Origin of the sequence: Winslowiella iniecta (assembly GCF_001267535.1) — a bacterium.
GTDB classification, from domain to species: Bacteria; Pseudomonadota; Gammaproteobacteria; order Enterobacterales; family Enterobacteriaceae; genus Erwinia; species Erwinia iniecta.
The window spans coordinates 156597-171589 of record NZ_JRXE01000001.1; the positions used below are offsets into that span (position 1 = coordinate 156597).

A 14993-nucleotide genomic window follows, 5' to 3' on the forward strand; every position below is an offset into this window, starting at 1 on the left:
GCATCAGGGTCAGCAGAATTTCACTGAGTATCACCACCAGCGCAAGGTTGCGCCGGTTTAGCGGCAGCCAGGCACATAACAGCAACAGGGCAACCGGCAACAGCAGCAATCTGTCGCTGCCTTGCAGCAGCGGCCAGAGCGCCAGCGGTTCACCAGAAACCAGGCGATTGGGGGCGTAAGTCAGAAAGGGTAACGCGGCAAGGGCAATGCCCAGCAGTAGCGTCAGCGTCAGCAGTACCCGGTTATAACGTTTGATTGGCAAAATTTCTCCATTTTGCCGGAAGCGCTCCACGCTTCCGGCTCAGGTTATAATAGTGGTTTACAACAGATTTTTCTGTTTGAGGTAGTCCGCAGCGACCGTTTTCGCATCCTGCCCTTCAACGGCAATTTTCGCGTTTAGCTGTTGCAGGGTCTTTTCATCCAGTGAGGCAAAGACTGGCTGCAACCATTTGCCGATATCCGGATACTGTTTAAGCACCGCATCGCGGATCACCGGCGCTGGCGCATAGATCGGCTGCACGCCTTTCGGATCGCTAAGGGTTTGCAGCGCCAGTGCTGCCACCGGGCCGTCGGTGCCATAGGCCATGGCGGCATTAACCCCGGACGTCTGCTGCGCCGCGGCTTTAATCGTGACTGCCGTATCGCCACCCGCCAGCGATAACAGCTGGTCCTGTTTTAGCTGGAAGCCATAGGCTTTCTGGAAAGCTGGCAGCGCGTCCGCACGCTCAATAAATTCTGCTGATGCCGCCAGTTTGAACTCGCCCCCCTCTTTCAGATAGCGGCTGAGATCGTCCAGCGAGTTCAACTTATTTTTCTGCGCCATATCGCTGCGCACCGCAATGGTCCAGGTATTATTCGCCGGTGCCGGAGTTAACCACGTCAGCTGATTTTTTTGCTGATCGAGTTTTTTCACCTTTTCATAGCCGGCTGTGGCATTTTTCCATGCCGCATCCTGCTCATCATTAAAGAAGAACGCGCCGTTGCCGGTATATTCCGGATAAATATCCAGTTCTCCGGCGGTAATGGCACCGCGCACTACCTGAGTATTGCCGAGCTGAACTTTATTGACGGTTTTTACCCCGTGTTTATCCAGCACCTGCAAAATAATATTTCCCAGCAATGAGCCTTCGGTATCAATTTTCGAGCCCACGCGCACCGCATCAGCGGCAGAGGCGGTACCCGCCAGCGTCATCAGTGCGGCAAATCCCAGCAAACCGCTACGCAATGTATTGAAAGCCATCTTTATTTATCCTTAAGTTCAATGAGACAGACGGTAGCCGTAAACAGGCCATAAAAGCGTAGCGCAAACTCGCCTTCGTCACTTGCAGGAAGGGCTAATTTGCCGACGCCGCAGCGGAATCAATCCTTTAGTGGCGTAACAGGATTTGCAACATTCATTTGGCTATTACCTATAACCAGAAAGAATTTAATCCGCGTCTGCTGCTAAGTATGCTGTTGATTCAATTCTAATAATGCGTTCATAACATCATGTCTGAAATCACATCTTCGGCGCACGTCGCGTCGGCAGGGGAAGTACCGTCTGGCAAGGCGGAAATGATACGGAGTGCCGCTGACGTCTCGCAGCTGGTAAATGACAGCACGCAGGCGCGCAGCAATGCCCGCATCGTGATTGGCATCGCGTTGGGCGGCGTATTTCTTGACGCTTATGACCTTGGCGCGCTGGCATTTGGGATTAAAGACATTACGCGCGAATTTAATCTGACCCCGGCGGGCACCGGTATGGTGGCCTCGGCGATCACCTTTGGCGCGATTGTCGGCGCGCTGATTGGCGGATATCTCACCGATAAAATTGGCCGTTATCGGGTATTTATGGCCGATATGTTCTTCTTTGTTTTTGCGGCGCTGGCGTGTGCCTTCGCGCCAAACGAGTATGTGCTGGCAGGTGCACGCTTTGTGATGGGGCTGGGGGTCGGCATTGATCTGCCGGTCGCGATGGCGTTTCTGGCGGAGTTTTCCAAATTAAAGGGACGCGGTAATAAAGCCGCCAGTATTGCCATGTGGTGCCCGACCTGGTACGCCGCCATCAGTGTCTCCTATCTGCTGGTGCTGCTGCTGTATGCGGTACTGCCGGAAAGCCATACCGACTGGTTGTGGCGGCTGATTTTAGGTTTTGGTGCCGTTCCGGCGCTGATTATTATCGCGATTCGCAGTCGTTATATGAGTGAGTCACCGGTATGGGCGGCGAATCAGGGTAATCTGCACGGCGCGGCGCAGATATTGCGCAGCTCTTATGGCATTAATGCGCAGGTGGCCGACAATGCTGACCTGACGCCGGCCAGACCGCCGCGTCGCGCCAGCTGGCGTAACTACGGTGAATTGCTGAAGGGAATCTATCTGAGGCGTACCATACTGGCGACGGTGATCTCGGTCGCTTCGTCGTTCGCGTATAACGCGGTGGCGTTTGGCCTGCCGGTGATTATCTTCAGCTTTTTTGCCCAGTCGATGCTGACCACTATTCTGGTCTCGCTGGCGCTGAACCTGCTGTTTGCCTTTGTTGGCGGCATTCTGGCGGTGCGGCTGGTGCCGCGCTTTGGCGCGTGGAAAATGACGGTGCTGGGTTACGCTTTCCAGCTGGCTGCGCTGGTCGGGCTGGCGATGATTGGCAGACCGGAAGGCGGTCAGGAAGCCGCGCTGGCGATGACTATGCTGGCGCTGTTCCTGCTGGGTCAGGGCTTTGGCCCCGGTTCGCATACTATGACCTACGCCTCACTCAGCTATCCGACTTCCCTGCGCGGCGTGGGTGTCGGTTTTAATCAGACGCTGATGCGCGCCAGTTCCACGCTGTCACTGTTTCTGTTCCCGCTGCTGGCGGCCACGCTGGATACCGGCGTGTTCTGGGTGATCGCTCTGGCACCGCTGGCAGGCTTGATGGCGCTGCTGCTGATTCGCTGGGAACCGTCAGGTTACGATGTGGATGCGGAGGATTTTGCCGGTTAATTCCGGCTGGCCGGGGATCACCCGGCCATTTATCGCGCAACCGGCAGCGTCAGGTTTTGCGGGTAAAGCGTTTCAGCTGCTCAGGAATGCGCGCAAAGGTATGTAAAAACCACGGCGTAAACGCCAGCGGATTGCGGTCGATCTCTTCACTGACCGACTCAACGTCAGCGTAACGCCAGCTATCGGCCTCTTGCGGATTCAGACGCGGCAGATCATCACTGATGGCAAAGTAGACATGACCATATTCATGTTCGGTCAGCCCGTTACTCATTGGCAAGTTATAGCTTAGCTCAAACATCGGCGTCAGCGTCAGACGCAGCCCCATCTCTTCAAACAGGCGTCGTTCAGCGGCATGCTGAGTGGATTCATGCGGATAAGGGTGACCACAGCAGGTGTTGCTCCACAGCCCGCCGCAGTGATACTTATCACTGGCGCGCTGTTGCAGTAAAAGCTGATGTCGGGAATTAAACACGTACACCGTCACTGCACGATGCAGCAATCCTTTTTCATGTACTTCCAGCTTTTCCATTCTGCCGGTTGGGCGATCGAGGTGATCGACCAGGATAACTTCAATCGCGGACATAGCGGCTCCTTAAGACTAATCTCACTATTCTGGCATATCCTTTGCCATGTTTGCCGCATAAAATCGTGCAAAGTATGACAAATAGCATCAATAAATCATGTCGGTGATTATCTCGGCTGAAATTATATTAATGCCTGCGGTAATGAGCATTAAAGCGGCTGCCCCTTCTGCTGCCGGAGGAACCGGGAAAACCTGACAGGCATGCTCGATAACTGATGAATTAACTGTCAATCTCCACCACCTGCTGACGCGGGCGGAAGATATGACCGGAACCGTACTGCAACAGACGCGCGACCAGCTGATAACCGCCATTTTCGTCGGCCTGAGCAAACTCGCGTTCCGCCGTAGTCACCGGGCTGGCCCACAGCAGATTTACTTTCTCACCTTCGCGCTTCGGCAGCGGGATCTGCCCCTCTTCACGCGCCAGTGCAGCCGAAATGATAAAGCCTTCAAAACCAACCGGTGCCACCGAAGATTCCAGCGTGTGGCCTTCGCCAACCCAGCTGAGCCTTGCCCACGGCAGATGGGCGAAACCGGCCAGTGCGCTGGCCATCTGCACCGCGTTATCTTCGGTCATCACTTCAGCATCAATCGCCATCGCCAGTTCAGTGCGACGATACTGCGGCGACAAATCTTCATAGAGGAAATCGACCCACGGCATCGGCCTGATACTCATTCCGAGGGTCAGGAAATACCAGACGCCCTGATGATAGTGCTGGGAAATTGCCATCGGCGGCCAGTTGCCCTGGTCGATAGCGTAATATTTCAGCGACTCGCCATACTGCGCCTCATAGCATTTCAGCATCTCGTGCTGCATCGGCTGCCAGAGATGGCCGTCATGCCAGTCACGCCAGAACAGACGATGTTTCTCGGCGCGTGCATAATGTTCATTGGTGGAGGCTGAACCCAGCGGCGCAGTCAGCCGGTTCTGTTTAATGCAGCCGGCGGAGAAACTGACTTGCTGATCCTGGTACAGACTCCAGCCCGGAATCACCGCCAGCAGTTGCCCTTGATACCATACCGCCGCACCGTCGTCGGTCGGCTCCCAGATAATCTGGATACCGGCGGCATCGAGAGGCGGTTCCGCTTCCAGCGTCCGGCAATATTCGGCACTGAGCAGCGGCGCAATCCCCTGCTCCATGGCCTGACGATCCTCCTGCTGAGGAGCGGGTAACAGATTGCGTAACCAGCAGCCGCGCACGGCAAATTGCGCGCGAAACGGCTCGGCAGGCCAGATATAGAAGTAGGCAGCACGCTCATCCTGTTCGATGACGGCGGTGAGCGTTTGTTGCTGATTAGCGACCTCAGCAATCAGATGCGACTGTGTCATATAGCCTCAACGTAGCGTGGAGGAATCCTTTTTCCCCGAGAATAGAGCAGGATCTCCCTTAGCGCCACGTCAGCACAAGGGTAAAACTCTCAAAAATCACGGCCCATCCGCCGCATCGCGCGTTGATAAGCCCCGTTGCGCACCGACCAGCGCAGTCCGCCGGCGATAAGGGCGATCTGACTGTCGATATTGAAACGTTGCAGGCGTGAGAAGCGAAAACCCGATTGTTGCTGCGCCCAGTCCGGTAATAGTGCGATACCGGCCAGCATCATGGTTTTCATTACCGGCTTTGCCTGCCAGCTGGGCGCTGGGGCATTCATCAGCAGTCGAGTCACTTCCCGCGTGCGCGCATCACAGCGCAACTGCGGGCGCATTGACTGCAAGTAATCCGCTATCTGTTGCTGACTTTTTGGCACATCACGCGCACCGAGGGCTTCGGCAACCCGTGCCGATTCGGCGTAGTAACGATCCTGTTCTTGCGCGCTAAGCCGGGGATTTTTATAGCGCAGATGCGCGGCCAGAAAGCGGCTGGCTTCCGCCACATGCACCCAGGTCAGCAGCGCCGGATCGCTGGCGGCATAGGCATTGCCTTCAGCATCCACGCCGGTAACCTGTAAATGGATACGCCTGACCCGTTCAATCAGGGTATGCGCGTCGGCGCGATTGCCAAAGGTTGTTACCGCGACAAACTGACTGGTACGGCGTAAACGCCCCAGCATATCATCACGAAACGTCGAGTGGTCCCAGACGCCAGCCAGCGCCAGCGGATGCAGCATCTGCATCAATAACGCGCTGATACCGCCGCACAACATCGAAGTAAAATCACCGTGCACCCGCCAGATAACGCTGTCCGGGCCATACAAACCCGCATCGCCCGGCGGCTGCGAGATATCAAATTCGTTAAGCGACAGACCATTCAGGCGAAAAACCTGCTGCTGAATTTTATCGCGTAGCCAGTCCATGCTGCTCCTGCTGATTGCTGCTCAGAAGCCTGCGCCCCTGAGCAGCCTGATGGTTACAGATAAGTGAACTCGGCATTTTCGGTTTTTGCCGAATCCAGCCCGATCATCACGCTGAATTTACCCGGCTCGGCAACCTGCTGCATCCGCGCATTCCAGAATTTCAGGGCATCAACATCAATCGGGAAGGTGACGGTTTGTGATTCGCCCGCTTTCAGCATAATGCGCTTAAAGCCTTTCAGCTCTTTAACCGGACGACTGATGCTGGCGACCTGATCGTGCAGATACATCTGCACCACCGTTGCGCCATCGCGCTTGCCGGTATTCGTCACGGTAACACTGGCATTGATCTTGCCGTCACGCGGCATGCTGGCAGCGGACAACGCCACCGGCGACACCGTGAAGGTGGTGTAGCTGAGACCGTAACCAAACGGGAACAGCGGGCCGTTGGCAGCATCATAGTAATGAGAGGTATATTTGTTCGGCTTAGCAAAATTGTAAGGCCGTCCGGTATTCAGATGGTTGTAGTAAATCGGGATCTGACCCACTGAGCGCGGGAAAGACATCGGCAATTTACCCGACGGGTTGTAATCACCGAACAACACGTCGGCAATCGCATTGCCACCTTCAGTCCCGCTGAACCAGGTTTCCAGTAGCGCGTCGGCCTGCTGATGCTCGTTAACCAGCGCCAGCGGACGACCATTCATCAGCACGATCACCAGCGGCTTACCGGTGGCTTTCAGTGCGTCGAGCAGCTTCACCTGGCTCGGTGGGATGGTGATATCACTGCGGCTGGAGGCTTCATGCGCCATACCCCGCGCTTCACCGACAGCGGCAACCACCACATCAGCTTTCTGCGCGGCGACAACCGCTTCGTCCAGCATCTGTTGCGCACTACGGGTGTCGCTGTTCACTGCATTTTCATACAGATTCAGGAAGTCCTGAATGCCTTTATTATCGGTCACGTTGGCACCTTTGGCATACAGCACCGTCGCTTTACCTTCAGTGGCGTTTTTTATGCCCTGCAACAGCGTCACCGCCTGCCCGGAAACCGCCGCTGCCGACCAGCTACCGATAATGTCATTCTGGCTGTCAGCCAGCGGCCCGACCAGCGCAATCGTGCCGCTTTTTTTCAGCGGCAGGGTTTCCAGCCGGTTTTTTAGCAATACCATGCTCTTACGCGCCACATCACGCGCTTCGGCGCGGTGCAGACGACTTTCGGCATTGGTATCCTGCGGGTCGCTCTCTTTCGCCCCTAAATGGCTGTAAGGATCGTTAAACAGCCCCATATCGTATTTCACATTCAGTACATGACGCGTGGCATCATCAATTTCCTGCTCACTGACCACGCCGCGCTTAACCAGTCCCGGCAGATACTTGCTGTAATACTCATCGTTCATGCTCATATTGACGCCAGACTTCAGCGCCAGCCGCACTGCATCTTCAGGATCGCTGGCCACGCCGTGTTTGATCAGCTCTTTGATCGCCCCGTGATCGCTGATAGTAATCCCTTTGAATTTCCAGTCATCGCGCAGAATATCTTTCAGCAGCCAGCTGTCGGCAGTGGCCGGCACGCCATTTAGCGAGTTCAGCGACACCATCACACCGCCGCTACCGGCATCCAGCGCCGCTTTGTACGGTGGCAGATAGTCCTGCAACAAGCGCTGCGGGCTCATATCCACGGTGTTGTAATCACGGCCCCCTTCCACCGCGCCATAAGCGGCGTAGTGTTTCACGCTGGTCATCACCGAGTAGCGGTCTGCCGCGCTGTTACCCTGCATCGACTCCACCAGCGTCCGGCCCATTTCGGCGGTAAGGAAAGTATCTTCACCAAAGCCTTCCGATACCCTGCCCCAGCGCGGCTCGCGCGTGACATCCACCATCGGTGCCCAGGTCATATTCAGCCCATCATCCGCCGCTTCATATGCCGAAATCCGCCCCACATCGGCTAACGCGTCCAGATCCCAGCTGGCCGCCAGTCCTAACGGAATCGGAAACGCGGTGCGCTGACCGTGAACCACATCGTAAGCAAAAAATAGCGGTATTTTCAGACGGCTGAGCTGCATCGCCTGATCCTGCATTGCACGAATATCCTGCCGGGTGACGGTATTAAAAATCGCGCCAACCTGCTCCTGCTGAATCATGCCACGGATCACCTCTTTGGTATTTTCCGGGCCGACGGTAATCAGTCGCAGCTGACCAATTTTCTCGTCGAGGGTCATTTTTTTCAGCAGGTCGCTGACAAAGGCGTCACGGGCTTGCGGGGTTAACGGGTGCGGAGCAGACAGTTCATCGGCAAAAGCTGGCTGCATCGCCAGCGTGACAGCAAGGCTGACAGAGTAAATCCATTTCATCAGATTGGCTTCTCTCAAGTAACTGCGCGGTAACGATTTATTGCGTAACTGAGCAACAAGGATGGCAGCAGTTTGCCACAATCTGGCGACTGATACCCAACAACAACGCATCGCCACGATAAAACCAGCGGAAAACTCATGGCTTAACTCAATGCTAGCGGCAGAATCTTTTTTTTGCGATAGCTTAACCGCGATTAAACCGCTGCATTTTTACCCTTTACAGAGGGTGCTGCAGCCCTTATAGTCCGGCAAAATTTTCATGGAGAATCCCATTGGACAGTCAAAGTAGTCGATTAATCTCCACGGCAAATTAACCTGTCTCCGATACGTTACTTGCCGTACATCACGGCGGGTCATGTCATCACTCCAGCGTTATCGCTGATGCATCCCGTTTTAACATTTATCTTTCCGGGCAGGATTCGCCCAGAATGAAGGTGCATTATGCGTTTTATCTCTCAGTTAATTAGCTTTGCAATTAATGTGCCCGGCCATAGTCTGTTTCCTCCGGGGCGGTGCTGCTGAAAACTCGCTGATGATTCAGCGCTTTCAGATGCGTTTACGCATAACCGTTTCCCCTGCCCGCCGTGATGGCGCGCAAAAAGTGAGTAATAATTATGGCATGGTCTCCATTTATCGTGCATCTGGCGCTGGCAGTTCTGCTTGGCGCAGTGATCGGCGCTGAGCGCCAGTGGCGTCAACGGATGGCTGGCCTGCGTACCAATGCGCTGGTCGCCACCGGGGCGGCAATTTTTATCTTAAGTTCTGCCAGCACCTCACCGGACAGTCCGGGACGGATTGCTGCGCAGGTGGTCTCCGGCATTGGCTTTTTAGGAGCCGGGGTAATTATGCGTCAGGGCATGAATATCAGCGGCCTGAACACCGCAGCGACCCTGTGGTGTTCTGCGGCGGTGGGTGTGCTCTGTGGGCTGGGGCAATTTGCCAATGCCACCGCCGCCACACTGGTGCTACTTTGCGCCAATATCCTGCTGCGTGAAGCGGCACAGCGCATTAATCTGCAACCGAAAGCGCCGGAAGTGGATACCGAGCAATGCTATCGCATTCAGATAACCTGCGGTACCGAGGATGAAATTCTGGTACGCACGCTGATTTTACAGGCGCTGAACGGCGTGGCGTTACGTCTGCAATCCTTATGCAGCGCCGATATTGACCGCCCCGGTCAGCTGGAAGTTTGTGCTGATATCCTCGGATTTGCGCATGCACAGCGCGAACTGGAAAATATTGTTTGTCGTATCAGCCTGGAAAAAAGCGTCAGCGCCGTGCACTGGCGTATTGCCGACACGGCGTCCTGATGACTGAGCATGAATACGGTGGTGTGATTTTCACCACCGTATTCATGCGGTTGCGCTACAGTAATGGCGTGACACAAAACAGGACAATGGATATGCATACCTCAGAAAACTCAGCCAATAAAACCCTGCTTGCCGAATTTACCCGGATCGTCGGTCACTGCCATCTCCTCACCGATCCACGCAAAACCGAACGCTACCGCAAGGGCTTTCGCTCCGGCGAGGGCGATGCGCTGGCGGTGATTTTTCCCGGCAGTTTGTCAGAACTCTGGCAGGTGCTGAAAGCCGCCGTCGACGCCGACAAAATTATTCTGATGCAGGCCGCCAATACCGGCCTGACCGAAGGTTCCACGCCGCACGGCAACGATTATCAGCGCGATATCGTGATTATCAGCACCCTGCGCATGGATAAAATCCAGTTAATTGACGGCGGAAAACAGGTACTGGCGTTCCCCGGCAGCACACTGTATCAGCTGGAAAAAGTGCTGAAACCATTGGGCCGCGAACCTCATTCAGTGATCGGCTCCTCCTGTATCGGCGCATCGGTAATGGGCGGAATCTGTAATAACTCCGGTGGTTCGCTGGTGAAACGCGGCCCGGCCTATACCGAAATGGCGCTGTATGCGCGTATTAATGAACAGGGAAAATTGCAGCTGGTTAACCATCTGGGGATTAATCTCGGCAGCTCACCCGAACAGATTCTTGGCAAACTGGATGATGAAAACTGGCGCGCCAGTGATGTGTTAAATGACAATCGTCATGCGTCCGACAGTGACTATGCAGAGCGGGTACGCGACGTGGAAGCCGACACCCCTTCCCGCTTTAACGCGGATGAACGCCGTCTGTTTGAAGCCTCCGGTTGCGCCGGCAAGTTGGCGGTATTTGCCGTACGACTCGATACCTTTGCCGCCGAAAACGCACAGCAGGTGTTCTATATCGGCACCAATCACACTGCGGTACTGGATGATTTGCGCCGCCATATGCTGACTAACTTCAACAATCTGCCGGTCGCCGGTGAGTATATGCACCGCGATATTTTTGATATCGCTGAAGTGTACGGTAAAGATACCTTTGTGATGATTGATAAGCTCGGCACCGACAAAATGCCGCTGTTTTTCACCCTGAAAGGCCGCGCCGATGCGCTGCTTAATCGTCTGAGTTTTCTCAAGCCCAATGCCAGCGATCGCCTGCTACAAAAAGTCAGCTCATGGTTACCTTCCCATCTGCCGAAACGGCTGAAGCAGTATCGCGATCGCTTTGAGCATCATCTGATGCTGAAAATGTCCGGTGCCGGGGTAAACGAAGCGCGTGAATATTTGAAACAGTACTTCCAGCAGGCCGATGGCGACTTTTTTGAATGCGATTCGCAGGAAGGGGCAAAAGCCTTTTTACATCGCTTTGCTGCGGCGGGCGCGGCGGTGCGCTATCACGCGGTGCATCATAATGAAGTGGAAGATATTCTGGCGCTGGATATTGCTCTGCGCCGCAACGACCGCGACTGGTTTGAGCAGCTGCCGCCGGAGTTTGATAATGCGCTGGTGCAGCGTCTCTATTACGGCCACTTTATGTGCCATGTTTTCCATCAGGATTACATCGTCAGGAAAGGTGTTGATGTTCATGCGCTGAAAGAAAAAATGCTGGCGATCCTCGCGGCGCGCGGCGCGGAATACCCGGCAGAACATAACGTGGGTCATCTGTATCAGGCGAAACCACAGCTAAAAGCGTTTTATCAGCAGCTTGATCCGACCAACAGTTTTAATCCGGGAATTGGTAAAACCAGTAAAGTGAAACACTGGGGAGGGTGCGACTGCGGCAAGGACGTGCAGAAAGAGAGCTGAAAATGCTGTACCTCCACGCATGCCATCAGGACAGGCGGCGAGAACGCCGCCTCTACGAAAAAACGGATGCCAGAAATGCTTAAGTGACCAGCATTAGTCGAAAACGGCTCCTCCTGAGTTTTACTTACTCTTCCGGAGCCTCTTTCAGCACCATATTGCCGTTCTTACGTTCAATCACCATGGTCTGCGGCGTTGACAGCATCACACCCTCTTTGCGTAAGCGGGTAAGAATATCAAACAGCAAATCACTTTTCGCCCCGCTGACCTGACGCGGACTGGCGACGTTTCCGGTGACGCTCAGCACGATGCCGCCAGGGGTGAGATCTTTAAATGACACGGACGGTTCCGGCGTCTCAAGAATGCGCTCGTTTTCGTTATACACATCCAGCAGCAACTGACGTACCAGCACCGGGTCAATATCCAGCGGGAAGGTCAGTGTAATGGTCGCTACCCCTTGCGCATTACCCATCGTGGCGTTACGCACGTTTTGCGAGATCAGCTGTGAATTAGGCACAATCACCGTCGATTTATCGCCAAGCTGAATTTCAGTGGCGCGCACGTTAATACGCCGAATATCACCCTCAATGCCGCTAATACTCACCAGATCGCCAACTTTTACCGGGCGTTCGGTCAGCAAAATCAGGCCGGAGATAAAGTTTTTAACGATCTCCTGCAAACCAAAACCGATACCGACCGATAAGGCACTGACAATCCACGCCAGTTTGTTCCATTGCAGGCCAATGGTGGAGAGCGTCAGCAAGATAATCAGCACATAGCCGATATTACTGAACAACGTCACCAGCGACACGCGCATGCCGATATCCATGGTGGTTTTTGGCAGAAAGTCTTTATCCAGCCAGCGTTTTACCGAACGCAGCACATAAATGCCGACCACCAGACAGAGAATGGCATTAACCAGATGCGCCGGCACAATATTCAGCGACTCCAGTCCTTTACCGCCCCAGAACTCCACCGCTTTCTGGAGCAATTCAATCGGCGTTGAAGTGCCCAGCGTACCGTTCAGAATTGCGACAGCGGCAAACAAAATCAGTATGGTTTTGCCAATTGCCGACAGCAGCGCCGCCGCCTGCGACAAATGGCGTTCATCGATATTCAGCGAGGTCTGTAACTGTTTACCGGTAGTATTATTGGTCGACAACAGGCTTTCGCAGCCATCCTGAATTAAGTGGCTCAGCAACCAGAAGGAGCCAAATACAATGCCAATCCAGATTAACTCATAACTGAGGAAGCGACTCAGGGTGACATAACCAATCACCAGCGAAGCGAGAATCGCCATCCCGGTCAGGGTGATCGCCAGCTGAATCAGGCCCACCAACGTGGAACGCGCTTCCGGTTGCAGCCCTTCCTGCAACATTTTACGGCGCGCACGGCTGGTGCGGAAACTGATCGACAGCGCGGTCGCGCCAACCAACAGTGCAGTTAAGCCGTTGGCCCAGATGGTCGTACCGACGCTGGTTCCGGCGCTGCTGTTAAAGGATTCTACCGTCTGGAAAACAAACACCAGTGAGGCGGTAAGTGGCGGAAAAGGTTTCAGTGCGGTAGCCACCTCATTCGAGATAGCCGGCAGTCGCCATGACGGACGACGGGTGGAGAGAAACGCGCGTCCGAGGCCAGCAATCAGGCCACAGAACACGCTTAACTGCACCAGCTTATCCACAAAGTCCTGCACATCGTCAGACACTTCTGCCCGACGGGTAAACGCCAGATCGATAAAGTTAAATGCCAGCACCACCGCCACCAGCGTGGTCAGCGCGATAGTGGTGGCGAGGAAGCTGCGGCGCAGACGCCCTTCCGGCATTTTATGAATGCTTATCCACGCGAAAAACTCTTCGGAATAGCGGCGACCAAAGGTCGCCACCAGCAACGCCGCAATAATCCAGCCGACAGTTCCGAAACGCCAGCCTGGCTCCCAGGACAGTGCCGCGGTTGCAGATAGCTCATCGGCGAAACTACTGATTTTTTCGCCATCGGTATTATCCGTGCCAAATAACGGTGCCCAGAAACGTGCGCCAAAGATACTGCCGGAATTCAGCGCCAGCTGAGTTTTCATTGCATCACGGCGCAGGCTGACAATTTGCGACGACAAATTCAGCGAGCTGTTTTTGATCGCTTCAGCCTGCTTGATTTGATCGTCCAGTTTACTCTTCTGGCTCTCCAGCGAGGTGCGCTTGCGCGTGACTTCCGGCGTCTCTTTCACGCCGCTTTCCGCCGTCGGTGCCGGCCCGAGTACCGCCAGCTGTGAAACCAGCTGCGCCCGCTGTGGAATCAACGCCTGGCCAAGGGTATCTGCATTGCCGGAAAGTTCCAGCGCCATATCATTGAGCTGCCCCAGCTTGCCGTCGTTAGTTTCGCCGGAAACCTGCCCTTTAATTTTATCGAGTATCTTCTGCATTTTCGGCAGTTCAGCCGACGCATTGACCTTCGGCGTGGCATCGCCATCGGCAGTCGGCGGCGAACCCGCATCTGCCGCGATGCTTAATGCGGGACTCAGCGTGATAAATGCCAGTAAACACACGCGTAGAAAAGTTAACAACGTTGACATAACAAGAGCGACCCATGCGGTTATCGATGACTGGCGCGGCATCAGGCCGCAGCACTTCAGCGCGTTAGTTTATGCTTTTACAACACCCTTAACTATAGGATTTATAGTCAAGGGCGGGCAATGCTGATTACTCGACGGTATTGTTGCTGGCAACCTGCGCCGCTTTCTGTTTCTTGTAGCTCAGCGCAGAGGCCGGAACCGGCGCGGCCTTGCCGGTTTCCATCCAGCCACGCAGGCGACTGGCATCGGCGAAATGGGTGTATTTACCAAAGGCGTCCAGCACCACTAACGCCACCGGGCGCTGATTAATGGTAGTGCGCATCACCAGACAGTGCCCGGCCTCATTGGTAAAACCGGTTTTTGTCAGCTGAATATTCCAGTCCGGTTTGTAGACCAGATGGTTGGTATTACGAAACGGCAAGGTGTAATTCGGGCTGCTGAAGTTAGCCATATCTTCATGGGTGGTACTTAACTGACCCAGCAGCGGATATTGTTTGGTCGCGATCAGCAGTTTGGTCAGATCGCGCGCCGTGGACACGTTGTTAATCGACAAGCCGGTCGGCTCGACGTAACGGGTATTCGTCATGCCGAGGGCACGCGCTTTGGCATTCATCGCCCGGATAAACGCATTGTAACCACCCGGATAATGATGCGCGAGGCTGGCCGCCGCACGGTTTTCCGACGACATCAGCGCCAGCAGCAGCATATTTTTGCGGCTGATCTCACTGTTCAGACGCACGCGCGAATAGACGCCACGCATTTCCGGGGTATGGCTGATATCAACCGTTAACTTTTCGTCCAGCGGCAGATGCGCATCCAGCACCACCATCGCGGTCATCAGTTTGGTGATGGAAGCAATTGGACGTACGCGGTCAGGATGACTGGCGTAAATCACTTTATGGGTGGTCAAATCGATCACCATGGCGCTGCCAGAAGCAATTTCCGGCTGCGAAACCGCGGACATTTTGGTGATATTGGGGCTGGCGACGGCCTGATTCAGCATGCCCGGACCAGAAAAAAGAATGGCTAAACTCAAAAGCGAATAACGGATTTTTGCAGGCATCGTGTCAAACTTAAGCGGGTTGATGTTTTGCTGTGCAA

10 protein-coding genes and 1 pseudogene are annotated in these 14993 nt (G+C 54.7%); 3 read left to right on the forward strand and 8 right to left on the reverse strand.

Annotated elements, in window-relative coordinates; all coding sequences use genetic code 11:
• Together NG42_RS23180 and osmF are read right to left on the reverse strand one after the other, a co-directional pair.
• A pseudogene (locus NG42_RS23180) lies at positions 1–262 on the reverse strand (ABC transporter permease); the annotation flags it as partial.
• 57 nt (positions 263–319) lie between these two features.
• A complete protein-coding gene (gene osmF / locus NG42_RS00690; protein WP_052896703.1) occupies positions 320–1240 on the reverse strand; it encodes a glycine betaine ABC transporter substrate-binding protein OsmF in 921 nt (306 codons plus the stop codon).
• Between the two features lie 248 nt (positions 1241–1488).
• On the opposite strand from osmF, the gene NG42_RS00695 reads away from it, so the two are divergent.
• Positions 1489–2958, forward strand: a complete 1470-nt coding sequence (locus NG42_RS00695; protein WP_052896705.1) for an MFS transporter — start codon at positions 1489–1491, stop codon at positions 2956–2958.
• A gap of 49 nt (positions 2959–3007) precedes the next feature.
• On the opposite strand, the gene idi is transcribed toward NG42_RS00695, so the two are convergent.
• From idi to bglX, 4 genes are all read right to left on the reverse strand, one after another.
• Positions 3008–3541 carry an isopentenyl-diphosphate Delta-isomerase gene (gene idi / locus NG42_RS00700; protein WP_052896709.1) on the reverse strand — a complete coding sequence of 178 codons (534 nt, stop codon included), beginning with the start codon at positions 3539–3541 and terminating at the stop codon, positions 3008–3010.
• Between the two features lie 220 nt (positions 3542–3761).
• Positions 3762–4871: a suppressor of fused domain protein gene (locus tag NG42_RS00705; protein WP_052896712.1), complete on the reverse strand. Its 1110-nt coding sequence runs from the start codon at positions 4869–4871 to the stop codon at positions 3762–3764.
• Positions 4872–4960: 89 nt separating this feature from the next.
• Positions 4961–5833: an oxygenase MpaB family protein gene (locus tag NG42_RS00710; RefSeq protein ID WP_052896715.1), complete on the reverse strand. Its 873-nt coding sequence runs from the start codon at positions 5831–5833 to the stop codon at positions 4961–4963.
• Between the two features lie 53 nt (positions 5834–5886).
• Positions 5887–8184, reverse strand: a complete 2298-nt coding sequence (gene bglX / locus NG42_RS00715; RefSeq protein WP_052896718.1) for a beta-glucosidase BglX — start codon at positions 8182–8184, stop codon at positions 5887–5889.
• A gap of 614 nt (positions 8185–8798) precedes the next feature.
• Between bglX and NG42_RS00720 the strand changes: the two genes are divergently transcribed.
• Both NG42_RS00720 and dld read left to right on the forward strand, forming a co-directional pair.
• Positions 8799–9494, forward strand: a complete 696-nt coding sequence (locus NG42_RS00720) for an MgtC family protein (protein ID WP_052896721.1) — start codon at positions 8799–8801, stop codon at positions 9492–9494.
• A 92-nt stretch (positions 9495–9586) separates the two neighbouring features.
• Entirely contained in the window at positions 9587–11329 is a 1743-nt protein-coding gene (gene dld, locus NG42_RS00725; protein WP_052896928.1) for a D-lactate dehydrogenase, read from the forward strand.
• 124 nt (positions 11330–11453) lie between these two features.
• Here the strand turns inward: dld and NG42_RS00730 are convergent, their stop codons facing one another.
• Positions 11454–13892: a DUF3772 domain-containing protein gene (locus tag NG42_RS00730; protein WP_052896724.1), complete on the reverse strand. Its 2439-nt coding sequence runs from the start codon at positions 13890–13892 to the stop codon at positions 11454–11456.
• Positions 13893–14019: 127 nt separating this feature from the next.
• On the reverse strand, positions 14020–14955 hold the full coding sequence (gene pbpG, locus NG42_RS00735) for a D-alanyl-D-alanine endopeptidase (RefSeq protein ID WP_052896930.1): 936 nt from the start codon (positions 14953–14955) through the stop codon (positions 14020–14022).
• Positions 14956–14993 lie beyond the last annotated feature (38 nt).

Excerpts from the sequence above, each read along its gene's own strand:
- osmF (WP_052896703.1), bottom strand. The coding sequence starts at position 1,240 with ATGGCTTTCAATACATTGCGTAGCGGTTTGCTGGGATTTGCCGCACTG.
- NG42_RS00695 (WP_052896705.1), top strand. The coding sequence starts at position 1,489 with ATGTCTGAAATCACATCTTCGGCGCACGTCGCGTCGGCAGGGGAAGTA.
- idi (WP_052896709.1), bottom strand. The coding sequence starts at position 3,541 with ATGTCCGCGATTGAAGTTATCCTGGTCGATCACCTCGATCGCCCAACC.
- NG42_RS00705 (WP_052896712.1), bottom strand. The coding sequence starts at position 4,871 with ATGACACAGTCGCATCTGATTGCTGAGGTCGCTAATCAGCAACAAACG.
- NG42_RS00710 (WP_052896715.1), bottom strand. The coding sequence starts at position 5,833 with ATGGACTGGCTACGCGATAAAATTCAGCAGCAGGTTTTTCGCCTGAAT.
- bglX (WP_052896718.1), bottom strand. The coding sequence starts at position 8,184 with ATGAAATGGATTTACTCTGTCAGCCTTGCTGTCACGCTGGCGATGCAG.
- NG42_RS00720 (WP_052896721.1), top strand. The coding sequence starts at position 8,799 with ATGGCATGGTCTCCATTTATCGTGCATCTGGCGCTGGCAGTTCTGCTT.
- dld (WP_052896928.1), top strand. The coding sequence starts at position 9,587 with ATGCATACCTCAGAAAACTCAGCCAATAAAACCCTGCTTGCCGAATTT.
- NG42_RS00730 (WP_052896724.1), bottom strand. The coding sequence starts at position 13,892 with ATGTCAACGTTGTTAACTTTTCTACGCGTGTGTTTACTGGCATTTATC.
- pbpG (WP_052896930.1), bottom strand. The coding sequence starts at position 14,955 with ATGCCTGCAAAAATCCGTTATTCGCTTTTGAGTTTAGCCATTCTTTTT.